This is a genomic window from Spirosoma montaniterrae, assembly GCF_001988955.1.
Classification (GTDB): domain Bacteria; phylum Bacteroidota; class Bacteroidia; order Cytophagales; family Spirosomataceae; genus Spirosoma; species Spirosoma montaniterrae.
In genome coordinates, this window is record NZ_CP014263.1 from 5,416,550 (window position 1) to 5,429,609 (window position 13,060).

At 52.0% G+C, this 13,060-nt stretch carries 16 protein-coding genes and 2 pseudogenes; 3 read left to right on the plus strand and 15 right to left on the minus strand.

Going from position 1 to position 13,060, the window contains the following annotated elements:
• Nucleotides 1-66: 66 nt before the first annotated feature.
• The 10 genes and pseudogenes from AWR27_RS23275 to AWR27_RS26185 all read right to left on the minus strand — a co-directional run bounded on the left by AWR27_RS23275 (nt 67) and on the right by AWR27_RS26185 (nt 7,260).
• The gene (locus tag AWR27_RS23275; RefSeq protein ID WP_077133399.1) at nt 67-903 is read right to left on the minus strand and encodes a helix-turn-helix domain-containing protein; all 837 of its coding nucleotides are present in this window, start codon (nt 901-903) and stop codon (nt 67-69) included.
• Nucleotides 904-925: 22 nt separating this feature from the next.
• A complete protein-coding gene (locus AWR27_RS23280) occupies nt 926-1,540 on the minus strand; it encodes a cupin domain-containing protein (protein ID WP_077133400.1) in 615 nt (204 codons plus the stop codon).
• 111 nt (nt 1,541-1,651) lie between these two features.
• On the minus strand, nt 1,652-3,145 hold the full coding sequence (locus AWR27_RS23285) for a M20/M25/M40 family metallo-hydrolase (protein ID WP_077133401.1): 1,494 nt from the start codon (nt 3,143-3,145) through the stop codon (nt 1,652-1,654).
• 249 nt (nt 3,146-3,394) lie between these two features.
• Entirely contained in the window at nt 3,395-3,829 is a 435-nt protein-coding gene (locus tag AWR27_RS23290) for an Hsp20/alpha crystallin family protein (RefSeq protein WP_083732949.1), read from the minus strand.
• Nucleotides 3,830-3,841: 12 nt separating this feature from the next.
• Nucleotides 3,842-4,054 carry a hypothetical protein gene (locus tag AWR27_RS23295; protein ID WP_077133402.1) on the minus strand — a complete coding sequence of 71 codons (213 nt, stop codon included), beginning with the start codon at nt 4,052-4,054 and terminating at the stop codon, nt 3,842-3,844.
• A 12-nt stretch (nt 4,055-4,066) separates the two neighbouring features.
• The gene (locus AWR27_RS23300) at nt 4,067-4,390 is read right to left on the minus strand and encodes a hypothetical protein (protein ID WP_077133403.1); all 324 of its coding nucleotides are present in this window, start codon (nt 4,388-4,390) and stop codon (nt 4,067-4,069) included.
• Nucleotides 4,391-4,568: 178 nt separating this feature from the next.
• Nucleotides 4,569-4,895: a hypothetical protein gene (locus tag AWR27_RS23305; RefSeq protein WP_077133404.1), complete on the minus strand. Its 327-nt coding sequence runs from the start codon at nt 4,893-4,895 to the stop codon at nt 4,569-4,571.
• The gene (locus tag AWR27_RS23310; protein WP_077133405.1) at nt 4,892-5,440 is read right to left on the minus strand and encodes an RNA polymerase sigma factor; all 549 of its coding nucleotides are present in this window, start codon (nt 5,438-5,440) and stop codon (nt 4,892-4,894) included. The genes AWR27_RS23305 and AWR27_RS23310 overlap by 4 nt, the downstream gene beginning before the upstream one ends.
• A gap of 32 nt (nt 5,441-5,472) precedes the next feature.
• Nucleotides 5,473-6,057, minus strand: coding sequence for a 3-keto-disaccharide hydrolase (locus AWR27_RS23315; RefSeq protein WP_077133406.1), 585 nt, complete (start codon nt 6,055-6,057; stop codon nt 5,473-5,475).
• Between the two features lie 85 nt (nt 6,058-6,142).
• Nucleotides 6,143-7,260, minus strand: a pseudogene (locus tag AWR27_RS26185) (lactonase family protein).
• Nucleotides 7,261-7,561: 301 nt separating this feature from the next.
• Between AWR27_RS26185 and AWR27_RS23325 the strand changes: the two are divergent.
• Nucleotides 7,562-8,439 (plus strand): annotated as a pseudogene (locus AWR27_RS23325) (OmpA family protein).
• Between the two features lie 150 nt (nt 8,440-8,589).
• On the opposite strand, the gene AWR27_RS23330 reads toward AWR27_RS23325, so the two are convergent.
• Nucleotides 8,590-8,898 carry an isoamylase early set domain-containing protein gene (locus AWR27_RS23330; protein WP_077133407.1) on the minus strand — a complete coding sequence of 103 codons (309 nt, stop codon included), beginning with the start codon at nt 8,896-8,898 and terminating at the stop codon, nt 8,590-8,592.
• Between the two features lie 264 nt (nt 8,899-9,162).
• A complete protein-coding gene (gene pnuC, locus AWR27_RS23335; RefSeq protein ID WP_077133408.1) occupies nt 9,163-9,840 on the minus strand; it encodes a nicotinamide riboside transporter PnuC in 678 nt (225 codons plus the stop codon).
• A 46-nt stretch (nt 9,841-9,886) separates the two neighbouring features.
• Between pnuC and AWR27_RS23340 the strand changes: the two genes are divergently transcribed.
• Entirely contained in the window at nt 9,887-11,080 is a 1,194-nt protein-coding gene (locus tag AWR27_RS23340; RefSeq protein WP_077133409.1) for a Gfo/Idh/MocA family protein, read from the plus strand.
• Nucleotides 11,081-11,177: 97 nt separating this feature from the next.
• On the opposite strand, the gene AWR27_RS23345 is transcribed toward AWR27_RS23340, so the two are convergent.
• The 3 genes from AWR27_RS23345 to AWR27_RS23355 all read right to left on the minus strand — a co-directional run bounded on the left by AWR27_RS23345 (nt 11,178) and on the right by AWR27_RS23355 (nt 12,437).
• Entirely contained in the window at nt 11,178-11,645 is a 468-nt protein-coding gene (locus tag AWR27_RS23345; RefSeq protein WP_077133410.1) for a Uma2 family endonuclease, read from the minus strand.
• Nucleotides 11,646-11,777: 132 nt separating this feature from the next.
• Nucleotides 11,778-11,981 (minus strand): hypothetical protein, encoded by a 204-nt coding sequence (locus AWR27_RS23350; protein WP_077133411.1) that lies wholly within the window; start codon nt 11,979-11,981, stop codon nt 11,778-11,780.
• A gap of 12 nt (nt 11,982-11,993) precedes the next feature.
• Nucleotides 11,994-12,437 carry a cold-shock protein gene (locus AWR27_RS23355; protein ID WP_077133412.1) on the minus strand — a complete coding sequence of 148 codons (444 nt, stop codon included), beginning with the start codon at nt 12,435-12,437 and terminating at the stop codon, nt 11,994-11,996.
• Nucleotides 12,438-12,696: 259 nt separating this feature from the next.
• Between AWR27_RS23355 and AWR27_RS23360 the strand changes: the two genes are divergently transcribed.
• Nucleotides 12,697-12,987, plus strand: coding sequence for a hypothetical protein (locus tag AWR27_RS23360; protein WP_077133413.1), 291 nt, complete (start codon nt 12,697-12,699; stop codon nt 12,985-12,987).
• Nucleotides 12,988-13,060 lie beyond the last annotated feature (73 nt).

Here is a 13,060-nt window from a genome sequence, read left to right on the forward strand (position 1 = left end):
TTGGTTTATGTTTAGGCAAAAATGAACCGCCCGTCGGGCTGTTTGGTGGTAAAAACACGACAAGTTTTAGTACGTATCGGCTTCGCCAAACAAGCGTTCGGGGCCGCTTAGGTCAATCTGGTGAAATGCGTTGGGGCCGTAGCCGGTCAGGGTTTTATAGTCTTTCGCTAAATGCTGATAGTCGTAAAAACCACACTGAAGGGCAATAGATAGCCAGTCGGCGTTGGGGTATTTGTTGCGGAGCCGGAAAGCGTTTTCAAACCGCAGCACTTTCAGGTAAAATTTGGGCGAAACACCCATGCGCTCGTTGAAAGCCCGCTCAAACTGCCGCACCGACAAGCACGACCGCCCCGCCAGCCAATCGACGCCCGGCACGGCATCGTTGCCAAAGAGCGTCCCAAGCGCGCAATCGAGCGCGTGAACGGGCCGGATGGCTTTGCGTGCGAGTTCGCCGAGCAGAAATTGCTCAACCACCCCAATCATCTGGACGTATGTAGCGCAGTCGTTAATCTGGTCGTTAACGAATTTAATGTTGGTCGAAAACACCGTTTCGGCGTCGATGTACTGATTCGTTAACTCACCCGACGGAATGCCCGTGAGCCGGAACAGCGCACCGGGTTTGAACACCACCTGAATCAGCAAAAAAACGTTGCCAACCAGTCGGTTGCTCACTTCGGTTTGCTGCCCGAACAAAACGGTTCGCATGTTGCCTGTTTTTACACGGCTATAATCGTATTCGACCTGTTCAACATCGCGGGCGTAGAAGCTCAGGCAGTGTTCGGGGCGGGGCGGGTAAGCCTTAACCGGAAGGCTACCATCTACTTTATACTCGTATTGAACGAGTCTGAACGTGCGAATGTAGGCTGAGAGGGCCGGGCTGGGTTTGTATTCCTGAAGTACCATATTTCTCGTTTTTTTCGGCACATTACCCACGCAGGCCGTATTGGTCGATGATGGCCTGTCGTTTTTCAGGAAACTGCGTCAGGCCAAATCGTTTGTTGAGGTCGGCGCGTTGCCGAACAGCCTCTGACGACCCACGCCCAATGCCCTGCTCGCGCCAACGGGGCATAAGTTTATAAAATAACTCCTCGAAGAAGTCGTCAAAGTTCTGGTTAAAAAACAGGTCGGTAAAGCGGGCGGGCTGGTCAGAAGCGTTCCAGAAGCAGTGTATGATGCCGTGCGGACGCATGTGGTAGCCACCGGCTTTTACGATCGTTACCTCATTGCCCACCATCACGTGCATTTCGCCTTCGTGCACAAACATGATTTCGTCTAAATTTTCGTGAACGTGCGGAATCGGCCCAATCGTTTTGGGAGCAATAGCAAACTCAACCGAGCCAAACTGATTGTCGGTATCACGGGTTCGTACTTTCAGGCGCAGGCTGATTCCCTCTTCGCCAGGCATCAGCGGTTCCGAATGGGGCGGCACGTAGAACGGGGCCAGTTTTTTGCGCGGTACGTCGGGGGAGACTAATGTCGGTTTTTGGCTGATAGCCGGGCCAGCCAGTAAAGCGGACAACAAAAACTCGTTACGCTTCATAACGAATAGGTTTGGAACACTACAAACCTGTTCGTATGGAATGAAATAACAAAGTTTTTTTGCGTGAACGGTATGAAAACTAATTAGTTAGCTAAAAAAATACCTGTGTGCTTACTCCTTCCACCGCCATTCGTTGGCAATTTGCAGGGGCGTTCGCAATCCCTGCGCCACGAGGAAATCGCGGGTTTGGGTGTCGGTTTGTCGGCGCGTTGGAATATTTTCGGCATCGGCGAGGGCATACAGCAGCATACTGGCGTAGCGAACCGTATTTCGCATCTGTTCGCGGTCAACGAGATTGATTCGGTCGCAGTTGGCATGGTAGCAGTCGAGTACCGACCGGTCGAGGTGGCCGTTCATGCCCACTACCGGCACCCCTTCGAGCATAAATGGCTGATGGTCGGAGTGCAGCCCGGCCTGATTCATCATTTGGTTGGCAAAGGTGGGTTCGGTGCGTTTCATGCTCTCGCCCACGCTGCTCAGAAAGGTCGTCATGTCGCTGCGACCAAAGGCGTTCAGGCCGGTGGGGTCGTTGGTCATGTCGAGGTTCAGCATGTAGCGAACGTTGTCTAACTGCCCCGCTTTTTTCAGATTCTCGACCATCGCCCGCGAACCGAGCAACCCCTGTTCTTCGCCCATAAACAGCACAAACTCGATGGTGCGCCGGGGTTTCAGCTTTAAGGCCCGGAACGTGCGGGCAATGTCCATCACGGCAAACGAACCGATGCCATTGTCGATAGCCCCCGTCGCCAAATCCCACGAATCCAAATGCCCACCAACGATGATTTTTTCGTCGGGAAATTTCGACCCTTTGAGCGTGGCAATCACATTACGGGCGCGAATTTTGCGGCTCGTGTTGGTCATGTCGATCAGGGCATGGAGTCGGCTGGGTTCTTCCTGCATCCACGACCGCAGCGCCTGCCCGCTTTCGAGCGAGATACAGACCGATGGAATCGGAATGAGTTTGCCCGTTACCGAAGCCGTGCCGGTCAGTAGTACGTTGCCTGGCACGAGGTTCACCATAATTACGCCCGATGCGCCGTACTGAATTGCCAATGCGGTTTTTTCGGAGCGATGCAGGTTACGTGCCCCTTTCGTTGGAGCCGCCAGCCCGATGTTTACTAATACGACTTTGCCCTTGATTTTGTCTTTCAGAGCCGCAAAGTCACCTTCTAATCCGTTGCCTACGTCGATGATTTCGCCCTTCACATGCGCCTGCACGGGCGAGTGCGCCAGAGCCACCACCGGCACGTCGCGGAAATTGTCGCTGCGATTCGGCACCACAGACAGCGTAGCCGTGTCGCGGGCCCAGGCTTCAACCTCAAACGGCTCGTACCGAACCTCTTTAAAGTCATACGACGACAGCAAATCGAAGGCGTATTGCTCGGCGCGGGTGCCGTTTGCACTACCCGTCAGGCGGTGGCCGATTTTTTCGGATGCATCGGCCAACGTTTCGTAAGCACGGCTGTTCTGTTGCACCTCGCGGTTGATGCGGGCGAACGTTTTTTCAAGTGAGGGTTTATTCGGGAAAAAAGCGGTCAGCAGACCAACCGTGCCTAAGCCAGCAAGGGTGGCTGAGAAGCGAGACACGTAAAACGTTCGGCGCATGGAAGAGGATAAATTCGTTGCGAAAGATACGAAAAAACAGCGTTTTTGGATGGCTGCTTTTCTTAGACGCGTTGTATGGCAAAAGGGTTGAGTCCGAACGATAAATATTTTTTGGCGGTAGTTTTATCGCCTGTAACAAAAAACGGGCGACTCAGTGTTGAGTTGCCCGCCCTTCGTGGCGCAAACAGGCTCCCGGCTGTTTGCTTTATTATTCGTTGAAACAGTCGGAAGCCTGTTTAAGCCGTTTTTTTAAGCGATTGCGACCTGTTGTGTGGGCGTTTCGGGTTTTTTAGGCAGCGTCACAATCAGTACGCCGTTTTCCTGCCGGGCCGAAATGCCTGCCACATCAACTTTATCATTGAGTTGCACTACACGCTCAAATGTCTTCACCGGATACTCCTGCCGAACGAAATTCGGCTCCTGATCGGCGTCAAGCGAACGCGTGCCGCTGATATGCAACAGATCGTCGGCTACAGAAACTGTTATATTCTCTTTGTCAAAGCCTAAAGCGTAGACGTAAACGTCGAACGCGTCGCCCCGGTCGAGAATGTTGATCGGTACGTTGTATTTTGGCCGACGAACCATCGCCGGGCCAGTCCAGGCCGGGCCACCGAACTTGCCGTAAAAAGGGCTACCATACTGTTGACGGGCTGAGCCGTAGCCCGGATTGCATTGTCCTCGCATTGCGTTTGTTGTTTATTGAGTAATTGAATTCGATTCAGGTTTGGCCGGGGCCGCGTCGCGCCAGTTGCCATCGCAGTGGCCACGACCCAATCCGTGTTGCCGTTCGTAGCCGTACCGACCGCCCCAGCGGTGGTCGAACGAACGGGGGCCGACGAAAGCCAGCAGGCTCCCGAAGGTGAGGGCCGCTGTCAGGGCAACGACCCAGGGGTTTACGCGTCTTTGCATGATTGGGTTTGTTTATGCATTGGTGGTTTCGGTTGATTGATTCGATTGAGCCGGAGCGTCACCGCAGCGATTCCAGCCGCGTTCTTTGAAGGCGGTATATTCTTCGTCGCTCATTTGCCGAACCCGGTCGGCAAACCCGAACGGCCCGCCATAAGCAAAACCCCGGCGACCATAACCGAATCCACGGGGTCCGAATCCACGGCGGCCTCGGATGAGCCGGAACAGTCCGCCAATGAGCAGAAAAAACAGGAATACCCGAAGCAAAAAGAAGGGCAGAATAAACAGAGCCGCGCCAAGCAGCAGACCGGCCAGAATTGACTTTAGGATGATATTCATCGTCTTGATCGAACGCAGTTTAACAGGCGTTCAATCAGGATGACGGAGAAGCGGAGAAATTACTTTAAACGGATTGTGATTTTTTTTAAATGGGAACACGGATTAGACGGATGTTACAGATTGATACGGATTTCTGCTTGGGGTACAATCAAAATCTGTGTTCATCTGTAGTATCCGTCTAATCCGTGTTCCCCTTATAACCATGCCGCCGTCGCCATTCGGCTTTGAACTTTTCGCGCTCTTCGGCACTCATCGACTGCCACTTTTGCCGCCAGGGCGGGCCGCCAAATCCGGGGCCACCACCCGGTGGCCCAAACCGAAATCCGCCAAACAGTAGCCGTGCCAACACGAGCAGGCCCATTGCCTGCCAGTAACCGACGGGTTTCACGGCCACAACTGCTACCAGCACGTTATTCCAGAGCCAGAACACCGCTGCCGACGTTGCCAGCAGGGCGATGAGCAGGAATGGTAGAAAAAAGAAACGTCGTCGCGGGTTGTGGTTCATAGCGAATCGAGTTCGTCGTAAAGAGTTTTCAGCCGTTTGCGCAGGTGCTGAACGGCGTATCGTTTGCGCGAAATAATGGTTTTCAGGTTTTCGCCAGTTTCGTCGGCAATCTCCTGCAACGTGCGGTCTTCCAGTTCGTTCTGTACGAATACGGTACGCTGATTTTCGGGTAGTTCACTGAGCGCGGCCATCAGTTCGTTCCAGAACAAATCTTTGAAATACTGATCGTCGGGCGTTTCGGCGTCGGTCAGAAGCACATCGCGGAAACTAATGCTGTCGTCGTCGTCCAGCGTCAGGTCGCTCAGGCTGTCTTCGGGGCGTCGGCGATAAAGGTCGGTAATGCGGTTGCGGGCCACCTGATACAGCCAGCCGCTCATACTCTCAATCGATTCTAAATCAACAACGTTGCTCAACTGATACCAGACATCCTGCAAAATATCATCGGCATCTTCACCTGATCTTACTCGCCCACGAATAAATTTCGACAGTTTGCTGCCGTATTGTTTTACGGTAGACAAAATGGTTCGTTTGGGCGCGTCGGCCATGCGGCAGGCTGGTTATGGGTGGCGGCTCAACCTCATAATTCCTTTAGCACTAATTTCCGCCAGCGTACTTTAATGCCACCCCCGCTGTGAATTTGGAGCGCGATGGAGCCATTGGCCGCGCCAATTTTTTCGTCACGCATGTCTACCATCGGCTTACCGTTCAGGAACGTCTGCACATGGTCGCCCTCGACCCGAATGCGCATGGTGTTCCAGTCGTCGGGTTTCAGGATCGACTCTTTTTCGTCGGGAATCTGCTGGAGCCAGCCTCGGCCATATGACTCGTAGATTCCGCCGGTATCGTGGTTTTTGGGAGCCACTTCTACCTGCCAGCCGCTGATTTTGGTGCCTTCGATAGTGGAGCGGAAAAACACGCCACTGTTGCCATTGGCTTCCTGTTTGAATTGTAGCGAGAGGTCGAAGTTTTTGTAGAACTGCTCAGTAGCTAAATAGCCGTATTCTTTATCAGGGCCACTTTCGCAAATGAGTTCGCCGTTATCGACGTACCATTTTTCGGTGCCGTAGACCTTCCAGCCGGTCAGGTCTTTGCCGTTGAACAGCGTCACTTTTTTGGTCGGGGCGATGAACGCAAAAAGGGCTAAGAGGACGAAGTATTTCATAGTACAGTAACGCGGCTGGAAAGCCGCAACTTTAATTCGTTGACGGGCAAGCTTTAGTTCGTTAACGGGCGGCTTTCCAGCCGCGTTACTTTGTTATTAAACAAACCGGAGCCGGAACGCTGACCGATTGACCGGTGTAGGTGAGCAAACCGGTTTGCTGGTTTCGGCGAAAAATGGTGATGTTGTCCGAATCCTGATGCGCCACCAGCACGAACTCGCCCGATGGGTGAATCATGAAGTTGCGGGGCGTTTTGCCCATCGTTGGCTGATCGCCTACCTTGGTCAGTTTACCATCGGCACCGATGCTAAAAATAGCCAGCGCGTTATGACCCCGATTCGACTGATATAAAAATTTGCCCGATGGATCGATGTGAATATCGGCACTGGTGTTTTGACCTGTAAAATCAGCAGGCAATGTTTTTACTCCTTTCTGAACGGTCGTCAACGCACCAGTTTTAGCGTCTCGGCTGAACACGCTCACCGACGAAGTCAGTTCTTCAACTACGTACAAAAACTTGCCGTTCGGGTGAATTGCCACATGGCGCGGCCCTGCACCGGGCGTAAGCGATACATAGGCAGGCTGACCGGGGTTTACTTTCCTCGATTTGGCATCGATTTCGTAGGTATGCAGTTTATCCGTGCCTAAGTCAGCCACGTACACGGCCCGACCACCGGGTGCAGGTGTGGCTGAGTGAGCATGGGCTTTATCCTGTCGTTTGGTATTTGGACCGCTACCCGTGTGCTGAGCCGTGTCGGATGGGGGGCAAGCTTACCGTCTGATTCAATTGGCAACACCGTCAGGTTGCCCCCGCCGTAGTTTGATACGAAAGCCAGTTGGCCGGTCGGGTGGAGGCTGATGTGGCATGGTCCACCCCCCAACGATGGCTGACTGTTGAGATAAGTAAGTTTGCCGGTAGCCTGATCAACGGCATAGGCACTGACGCCCCCGTGCTTTTCGGCTCCTTCGTTGACCGAATACAGAAACCGCCCCGACGGATGCAGGGCCAGAAACGACGGGCTTTTGTCGTTCTGAACTGCCTGAAGCGGCTGCATGGTGCCGGTTTTTCGATCAAAACGGAACACGTAAATGCCTTCGCTGCCCCGGAGCGAGTAGGTGCCAACGTAGATAATATCTGTGTTTGACTGAGCCATAGTCTGTTGCACAATTATGGCACAAAGTACAATCAAAAGAAAACGAGTCATTGCAAGGCTACGTTGGTAGGAGAATGATTTGCCTGATAAAGATTTTTTGGGTTGCGTTTTACCGTCTCAAAAAACGCCAAATACCGCCGTTCGTGGCTTCTGAGCGTGTACGGGCAAAAAATTGTACTATTTTTTGAAATAAATAAGGAAACATAGTTCGTTGATGCGTTTTAGAGTTGATAGACAGGCTAACACCGTAATGGCGAATCACTTACTTTTGTGCCGCGATTGCGCTATGGTGGCGTAAACTATCGTTCTCTTGATCAATTTTGTTTCTTAATTAACATTTCCACTAAGTAGTATGAAACGCGTTTTGATTCTGATGACTGCCGTTGCTATGCTGGGTGCCTGCAATAGCAAAAAACGTCAGGCCGAGATTACCGCCCTTCAGGAAGCCCGTGACAAAGCCATCGCTTCATTGAGCGATTGCGACAAGCGCACGGCAGACCTACGCACGCAACTGGCGTCGAAAGACAATGATCTGCAAGGTAAAGACAAACAAATGAGCGATTTGCAGGCGCAAATCGATTATCTGAAAAAACGAACACCAATCTGCTCGACCGCATGTCGGACCTGTCGATTGTAAGCAAATCGGGAGCCGAAAGCATCAAGAAATCGCTGGAAACGCTCAACGAACAAACCAAGTACGTAAACAACCTGAACCAGAGCATTCAGCGGAAAGATTCGCTGAATCTGGCCCTGGTAATGAACCTCAAACGTTCATTGGCCGACATCAACGATCAGGACGTGCAGGTAGAGGTGAAGAAGGGCGTCGTCTACGTGTCGCTGTCCGACAAGCTGCTGTTCCGGTCGGGTAGTTACGAGGTGCTGCCAGCCGCCGAAACGGTGCTGGAAAAGGTTGCCCGCGTAGTGAACGATCATAAAGACCTCGACATTCTGGTAGAAGGTCATACCGACAATGTACCTATTGCCACCACATCGATCAAAGACAACTGGGACCTGAGCGCACTGCGGGCTACGTCGGTAGTACGGTTGCTGCAACGGAAGTTTGGCATTTCGCCGGAGCGTCTGACGGCTGGCGGTCGTTCGGAGTACATCTCGAAAGATGACAATGCTACCCCTGTTGGTCGGCAGCAAAACCGCCGTACTGAAATCATCATTACGCCCAAACTCGATCAGTTTTTCAACCTGCTGACCAACGGGCAGGCGGGGAAATAGACCTCACCCCGGCCCCTCTCCTAAAACAGGAGAGGGGAGCGAACCGGCCTTAAGCCCCTCTCCCGTTCTGGGAGAGGGGTTGGGGTGAGGGTAACGCAAAACGAGCAGCCACCGTGGCTGCTCGTTTTTGTTAATGCCTTTCTGCGGGTCTTACAGCACTACTACCGAGTTCTCTTCGCCCGATACACCGCTGGCTACGTATTTATCAGCAGCCCAATCGTTTTCCCATTTTGTGCCATCAAGGATGTAGCGAAATTGATATTCGCCACCTACGGGCAATTCGACGGTGGTTTTGTAGGAACCGTCTTTCTGTTTTTTCAGAACCTGGGCAGCGGGGTCCCAGTTGTTGAACTCACCGGCCAGGGCGACCGATTTAGCACCATTAACGGCCTCAGCCGGCAATTCAAACGTTACTTTAGCAATAGGTTTGCTTTTGAGAAATTGCTTGGCAACTGCCATAATATATCACTGTTTGGTTTCTACTGCAAAATTATATATCTAAAACATTAATATCATAATTATCAGCTTGTTAAAGTGCAAATTTATTTCTTTTGTGCAATTTTATGCAATCTATTTTATACTTGTCGACAAAACTACCAGATTGATTCTGCTAATCGGCGAGCCAATCCCCCATAATTTCGCGCACGTCTGCAAGTCGCTTTGACTATGAGCCACTTACAAATACTTGAAGGGGTATAAATTTGCCAAAAATCAAGCCGGTTGTCATGATACGGATGTCGGCTGAGCGGGGTAGCTTCGATATTCTTTCGTCCAGTTATACGCCCCAAACGCGGCAATGAAACAAAACGCGAAGTACTCGACCGCTACCAGCTTCACGCCTTTTACAAAATAGATATACGTCAGAATCAGATCGACCAGTAACCACACATACCAGCACTCAACGCGCTTTTCGATCATCAGAAACGTGGCTACAATGCTCATCACGGTCGTAAACGAATCGATATACGGAAACGCACTGGGCTGGCTGAACAGCACCGGAAACCATTCATGCAGGTTGCTGGCGAACGTACCGAGCAGCCCTGTTGCCACTACGCCCGTGCCCGTCCAGATGACAAGCTGACGAATGGGCATTCTGGTGATTCGTAGTTCCTGCGCTGCGTTTTCTTCGCCGGGTTTTGGGTGTGTCCATCGCCACCAGCCCTGCAGGTTTGTAACAAAGAAAAAGACCTGCAAAAACATGTCGGGATATAGCTGAATCTGGTAGAACAGAAAGAAAAACAGCACTACACTGGCCGCGCCAATGGGCCAGCTCCAGACGTTGGCCCGCGCCGACAACCACACCGCCACCGCCCCGCTTACGACACCAAAAAATTCGAGGTAACTCATGTCGTAGCCCCAGAGCGAGAAGAAAATTGTATCAATATCGAGAACGTCAGGCATGAGAACGGGGCGAATTTTGCTTTTATCGACAAAGAACTAAATCATTATGCAGAAAATAGCCATGCTTGGGGGCGGTTTTATTGGCCGCTTCTATGCCGAGTCGCTCCACGGCCAGCGCAGCCGCGATAAGGTCATTGCCATCTACGCCCGGCGTGAAGAAACCGCACAAAAATTCGCCGATGACTACGGCTGCTCGTTCTGGTCGACCAATATGGAAGAGGTAATTGCCCATCCCGACGTGAATATGGTGTGTATTGCCCTGCCCAACAACCTTCATGCGCCCGCCGTTGAGCTTTGCGCCAAACACAAAAAAAACGTGGTTTGCACCAAGCCGCTGGGCCGCACCGCCGACGAAGCACTGCGAATGATGAAGATGGTAGAAGAAGCGGGCATCTTCGGCGGCTACCTCGAAGACCTGTGCTATTCGCCCAAGTTTCTGAAAGCCCTCGACACCGTAAAAGCCGGTTCGCTGGGCCGTATTTTGTGGGCCAAATCGCGCGAAACGCACCCCGGTCCGCACTCCAACTGGTTCTGGGATAAAGAACAGGCCGGGGGCGGCTGTATGCTCGATCTGGGTTGCCATTGCGTTGAAATTGCCCGAAATTTTATTGGCAAAGACATACGGCCCGTTGAGGTCATGTGCTGGGCCGCCACGCAGGTAAAACCCATCGATGCCGAAGACCATGCCATCGCGCTCGTGAAATATGAAAACGGAGCTATTGGGCAGTTTGAGGTAAGCTGGACATTCCGGGGCGGCATGGACCTCCGCGACGAGGTAATGGGCACCGAAGGCACCATCTGGATCAACAACTTCCTGCGCACGGGCTTCGAGATGTTTACCACCGGCAAAGCAGGCGATTACGTAGCCGAAAAAGCCGAAAGCAACGCCGGTTGGTTGTTTCCGGTCGGCGATGAGGTCAATGATCTGGGCTACAACCATATGTTTACCGACATGTTTAAAGCCGCCGAGCAGGGCCGCGAACCCGCCGAAACCTTCTATGATGGCTACGTGGTAAACGCCGTGCTGGATGCGGCCTATAAATCGGCCCGAACCAAACAGTGGGAGCCAGTGCAGTTGCCCGTATGGCGTGGTAAAGAAGGCGTTTCAGCAGGCACCGACTTAGTGGAATACGACGCCGACCATTACCTCATCAAAGAAGAAGTGACGCACGACGGTCGGCACAAAGTCATTCTGAAAGAGAAGGCGAGTGGCAAAATTGTGGAGCGTGATTTGGTGTGATGGCACACGGATTAGGCGGATGGTGCGGATTTTCACGGATTATAGTTGAAGAATATCCGTGAAAATCTGCACCATCCGTCCAATCCGTGTGCCATCTTTACCGAAATAGATACCCCAAATCCACCTCTACGCCCGTCACAGGGTCGTGGAGGGTGCCGCTTGTGTGGGTCTGCATGGAGCCATCGGGCAGAAGCGTCTGAACAATGCGTAAGGTTGGAATAATGAGCCAAACGCTCTGAACACCAGCCGGGAAATACTGTTTGTAGGCTTTATCGGTCAACTCAGTCAGAGCTTGTTTGGGCGACAGTATTTCGATGGCAATAATCGGCGGCTGATTGTAATAGATGACATCATTCAGCCAATCGAGCGGCAAGTTTGGAAATATGGCTACATCGGGCTTGCATTTGCCGGTCGAGAGTTCTAATTCCAGTTCGGGCATTATGTCATACGTCTCCTCATATCGGTCGAGGGCAACGCTCAACCGATGAATTAGTTTGGAATGATTAAGCGACGTAATATCCTCTGAAACGTACTCCTCGAAAATAGCTGGCTGCTTCGTTTCCATTGCAGGCCGGGTTTTGACCAAAAATAATAAAAAGGTGGCATACGAATTGCGCGGATTGGACGGATTATCACGGATGTTCTCTGAATGAAATCCGTGATAATCCGTCCAATCCGCGCAATTCGTGTATCGTTGTTACCGGCTGTCTTTCCGGCGTCGGTTCGACGGATTTCGGGCGGCTACTTCGGCCTGAAACTTGCGTTTCAACTCTCGGTCGAGTTCGCGGTCGCGGGGAACGTAAATGCTAGTTTTGCCGTCTGAAAATTTAAGCATCCAATAGGCCGAGTCAGACGTAGGCGGAATGGACGTATAGGGCGATTTGATCGTGTTAGCAGCCAATATATAGACAGGTTAAGCGTTCTTTTTGACGTCGATTGCATTCAAGCCTTTGGGCGTCGATGTCACGTCGAAGCTTACTTTGTCCTGCTCACCAATTGGCTCCGTCAGGGCATTGGCGTGTACGAAAATACTTTCCTGCGTTTTCAGGTCACGGATAAATCCGTATCCTTTCGAGGCATTGAAAAAAGTTACAATACCCTGACGCAAGCCTACTTCTTCAGCGGTGTCGTCGCGCCGGGCCACGCCAATCTGAATATCTTCTTCATTGACCGTCCGTTTCCGGCGAGGGTCGGGTGGGGTAGATGTGATGTTGCCGTTCTCATCTACATAGGCCAACATCTGATCGAGTGATTGACCTTTCTGCGCATTTGCTTTGCGGTCTTCGCGCTTTTCCTGTTTGTCTTTGCGCTTTTTAATCCGCTGTTTTTCTTTCTCTTTTTTGCTGAACGTTTCCATTGTGCGTGTTTAGTCTCGCGGGCCAATCGTGGGCAAAACGTCCAGATATCTGTTCGAGAATGAGTCCCTCTATACGTCAATCCGGCTAAGGCAACCCGAATTACGTCTATATGTTTATTAATGAACCATAAGCAGGCAAAATAAGTTGTGGCTAACTGCTTTATTCTCAAAAAGATTCCTATACCTCGTATATCGGCGCGTTGACCCACTTAAACCATTGCCAGCCGGCAGCGTCCAACCGCCAAAACAACGAACAGTTATGAACACAAAAACGATTGCTGCTGTCGCCATCGCCCTGTTTTTATCGGTCGGTGCCTACGCTCAAAACCCGACACCTTCCAGCAAGCCCCACCTGACGCCCGAACAGCGGGCCGCTCGCAAAGCCGATCGTAAAGCCAAACTGGCCCAAATGTCGCCCGAAGAGCGCAAAGCCTTCAAACAGACTCACCGCGAACAGCGTCAGGCCCGCCTGAACGCCATGACGCCCGAACAACGCGACCGCGTGATGCGCCGGAAAGAAGCCCGCCGTGCCGCGAAGGGAAAAGCCTGATTTTCAGTGAGCAGTCATCAGCCAACAACCAACAGTATATGACACAGCAAACACTGTTGGTTGTTGGCTGATG

Excerpts from the sequence above, each read along its gene's own strand:
- AWR27_RS23275 (WP_077133399.1), bottom strand. The coding sequence starts at position 903 with ATGGTACTTCAGGAATACAAACCCAGCCCGGCCCTCTCAGCCTACATT.
- AWR27_RS23280 (WP_077133400.1), bottom strand. The coding sequence starts at position 1,540 with ATGAAGCGTAACGAGTTTTTGTTGTCCGCTTTACTGGCTGGCCCGGCT.
- AWR27_RS23285 (WP_077133401.1), bottom strand. The coding sequence starts at position 3,145 with ATGCGCCGAACGTTTTACGTGTCTCGCTTCTCAGCCACCCTTGCTGGC.
- AWR27_RS23290 (WP_083732949.1), bottom strand. The coding sequence starts at position 3,829 with ATGCGAGGACAATGCAATCCGGGCTACGGCTCAGCCCGTCAACAGTAT.
- AWR27_RS23295 (WP_077133402.1), bottom strand. The coding sequence starts at position 4,054 with ATGCAAAGACGCGTAAACCCCTGGGTCGTTGCCCTGACAGCGGCCCTC.
- AWR27_RS23300 (WP_077133403.1), bottom strand. The coding sequence starts at position 4,390 with ATGAATATCATCCTAAAGTCAATTCTGGCCGGTCTGCTGCTTGGCGCG.
- AWR27_RS23305 (WP_077133404.1), bottom strand. The coding sequence starts at position 4,895 with ATGAACCACAACCCGCGACGACGTTTCTTTTTTCTACCATTCCTGCTC.
- AWR27_RS23310 (WP_077133405.1), bottom strand. The coding sequence starts at position 5,440 with ATGGCCGACGCGCCCAAACGAACCATTTTGTCTACCGTAAAACAATAC.
- AWR27_RS23315 (WP_077133406.1), bottom strand. The coding sequence starts at position 6,057 with ATGAAATACTTCGTCCTCTTAGCCCTTTTTGCGTTCATCGCCCCGACC.
- AWR27_RS23330 (WP_077133407.1), bottom strand. The coding sequence starts at position 8,898 with ATGGCAGTTGCCAAGCAATTTCTCAAAAGCAAACCTATTGCTAAAGTA.
- pnuC (WP_077133408.1), bottom strand. The coding sequence starts at position 9,840 with ATGCCTGACGTTCTCGATATTGATACAATTTTCTTCTCGCTCTGGGGC.
- AWR27_RS23340 (WP_077133409.1), top strand. The coding sequence starts at position 9,887 with ATGCAGAAAATAGCCATGCTTGGGGGCGGTTTTATTGGCCGCTTCTAT.
- AWR27_RS23345 (WP_077133410.1), bottom strand. The coding sequence starts at position 11,645 with ATGGAAACGAAGCAGCCAGCTATTTTCGAGGAGTACGTTTCAGAGGAT.
- AWR27_RS23355 (WP_077133412.1), bottom strand. The coding sequence starts at position 12,437 with ATGGAAACGTTCAGCAAAAAAGAGAAAGAAAAACAGCGGATTAAAAAG.
- AWR27_RS23360 (WP_077133413.1), top strand. The coding sequence starts at position 12,697 with ATGAACACAAAAACGATTGCTGCTGTCGCCATCGCCCTGTTTTTATCG.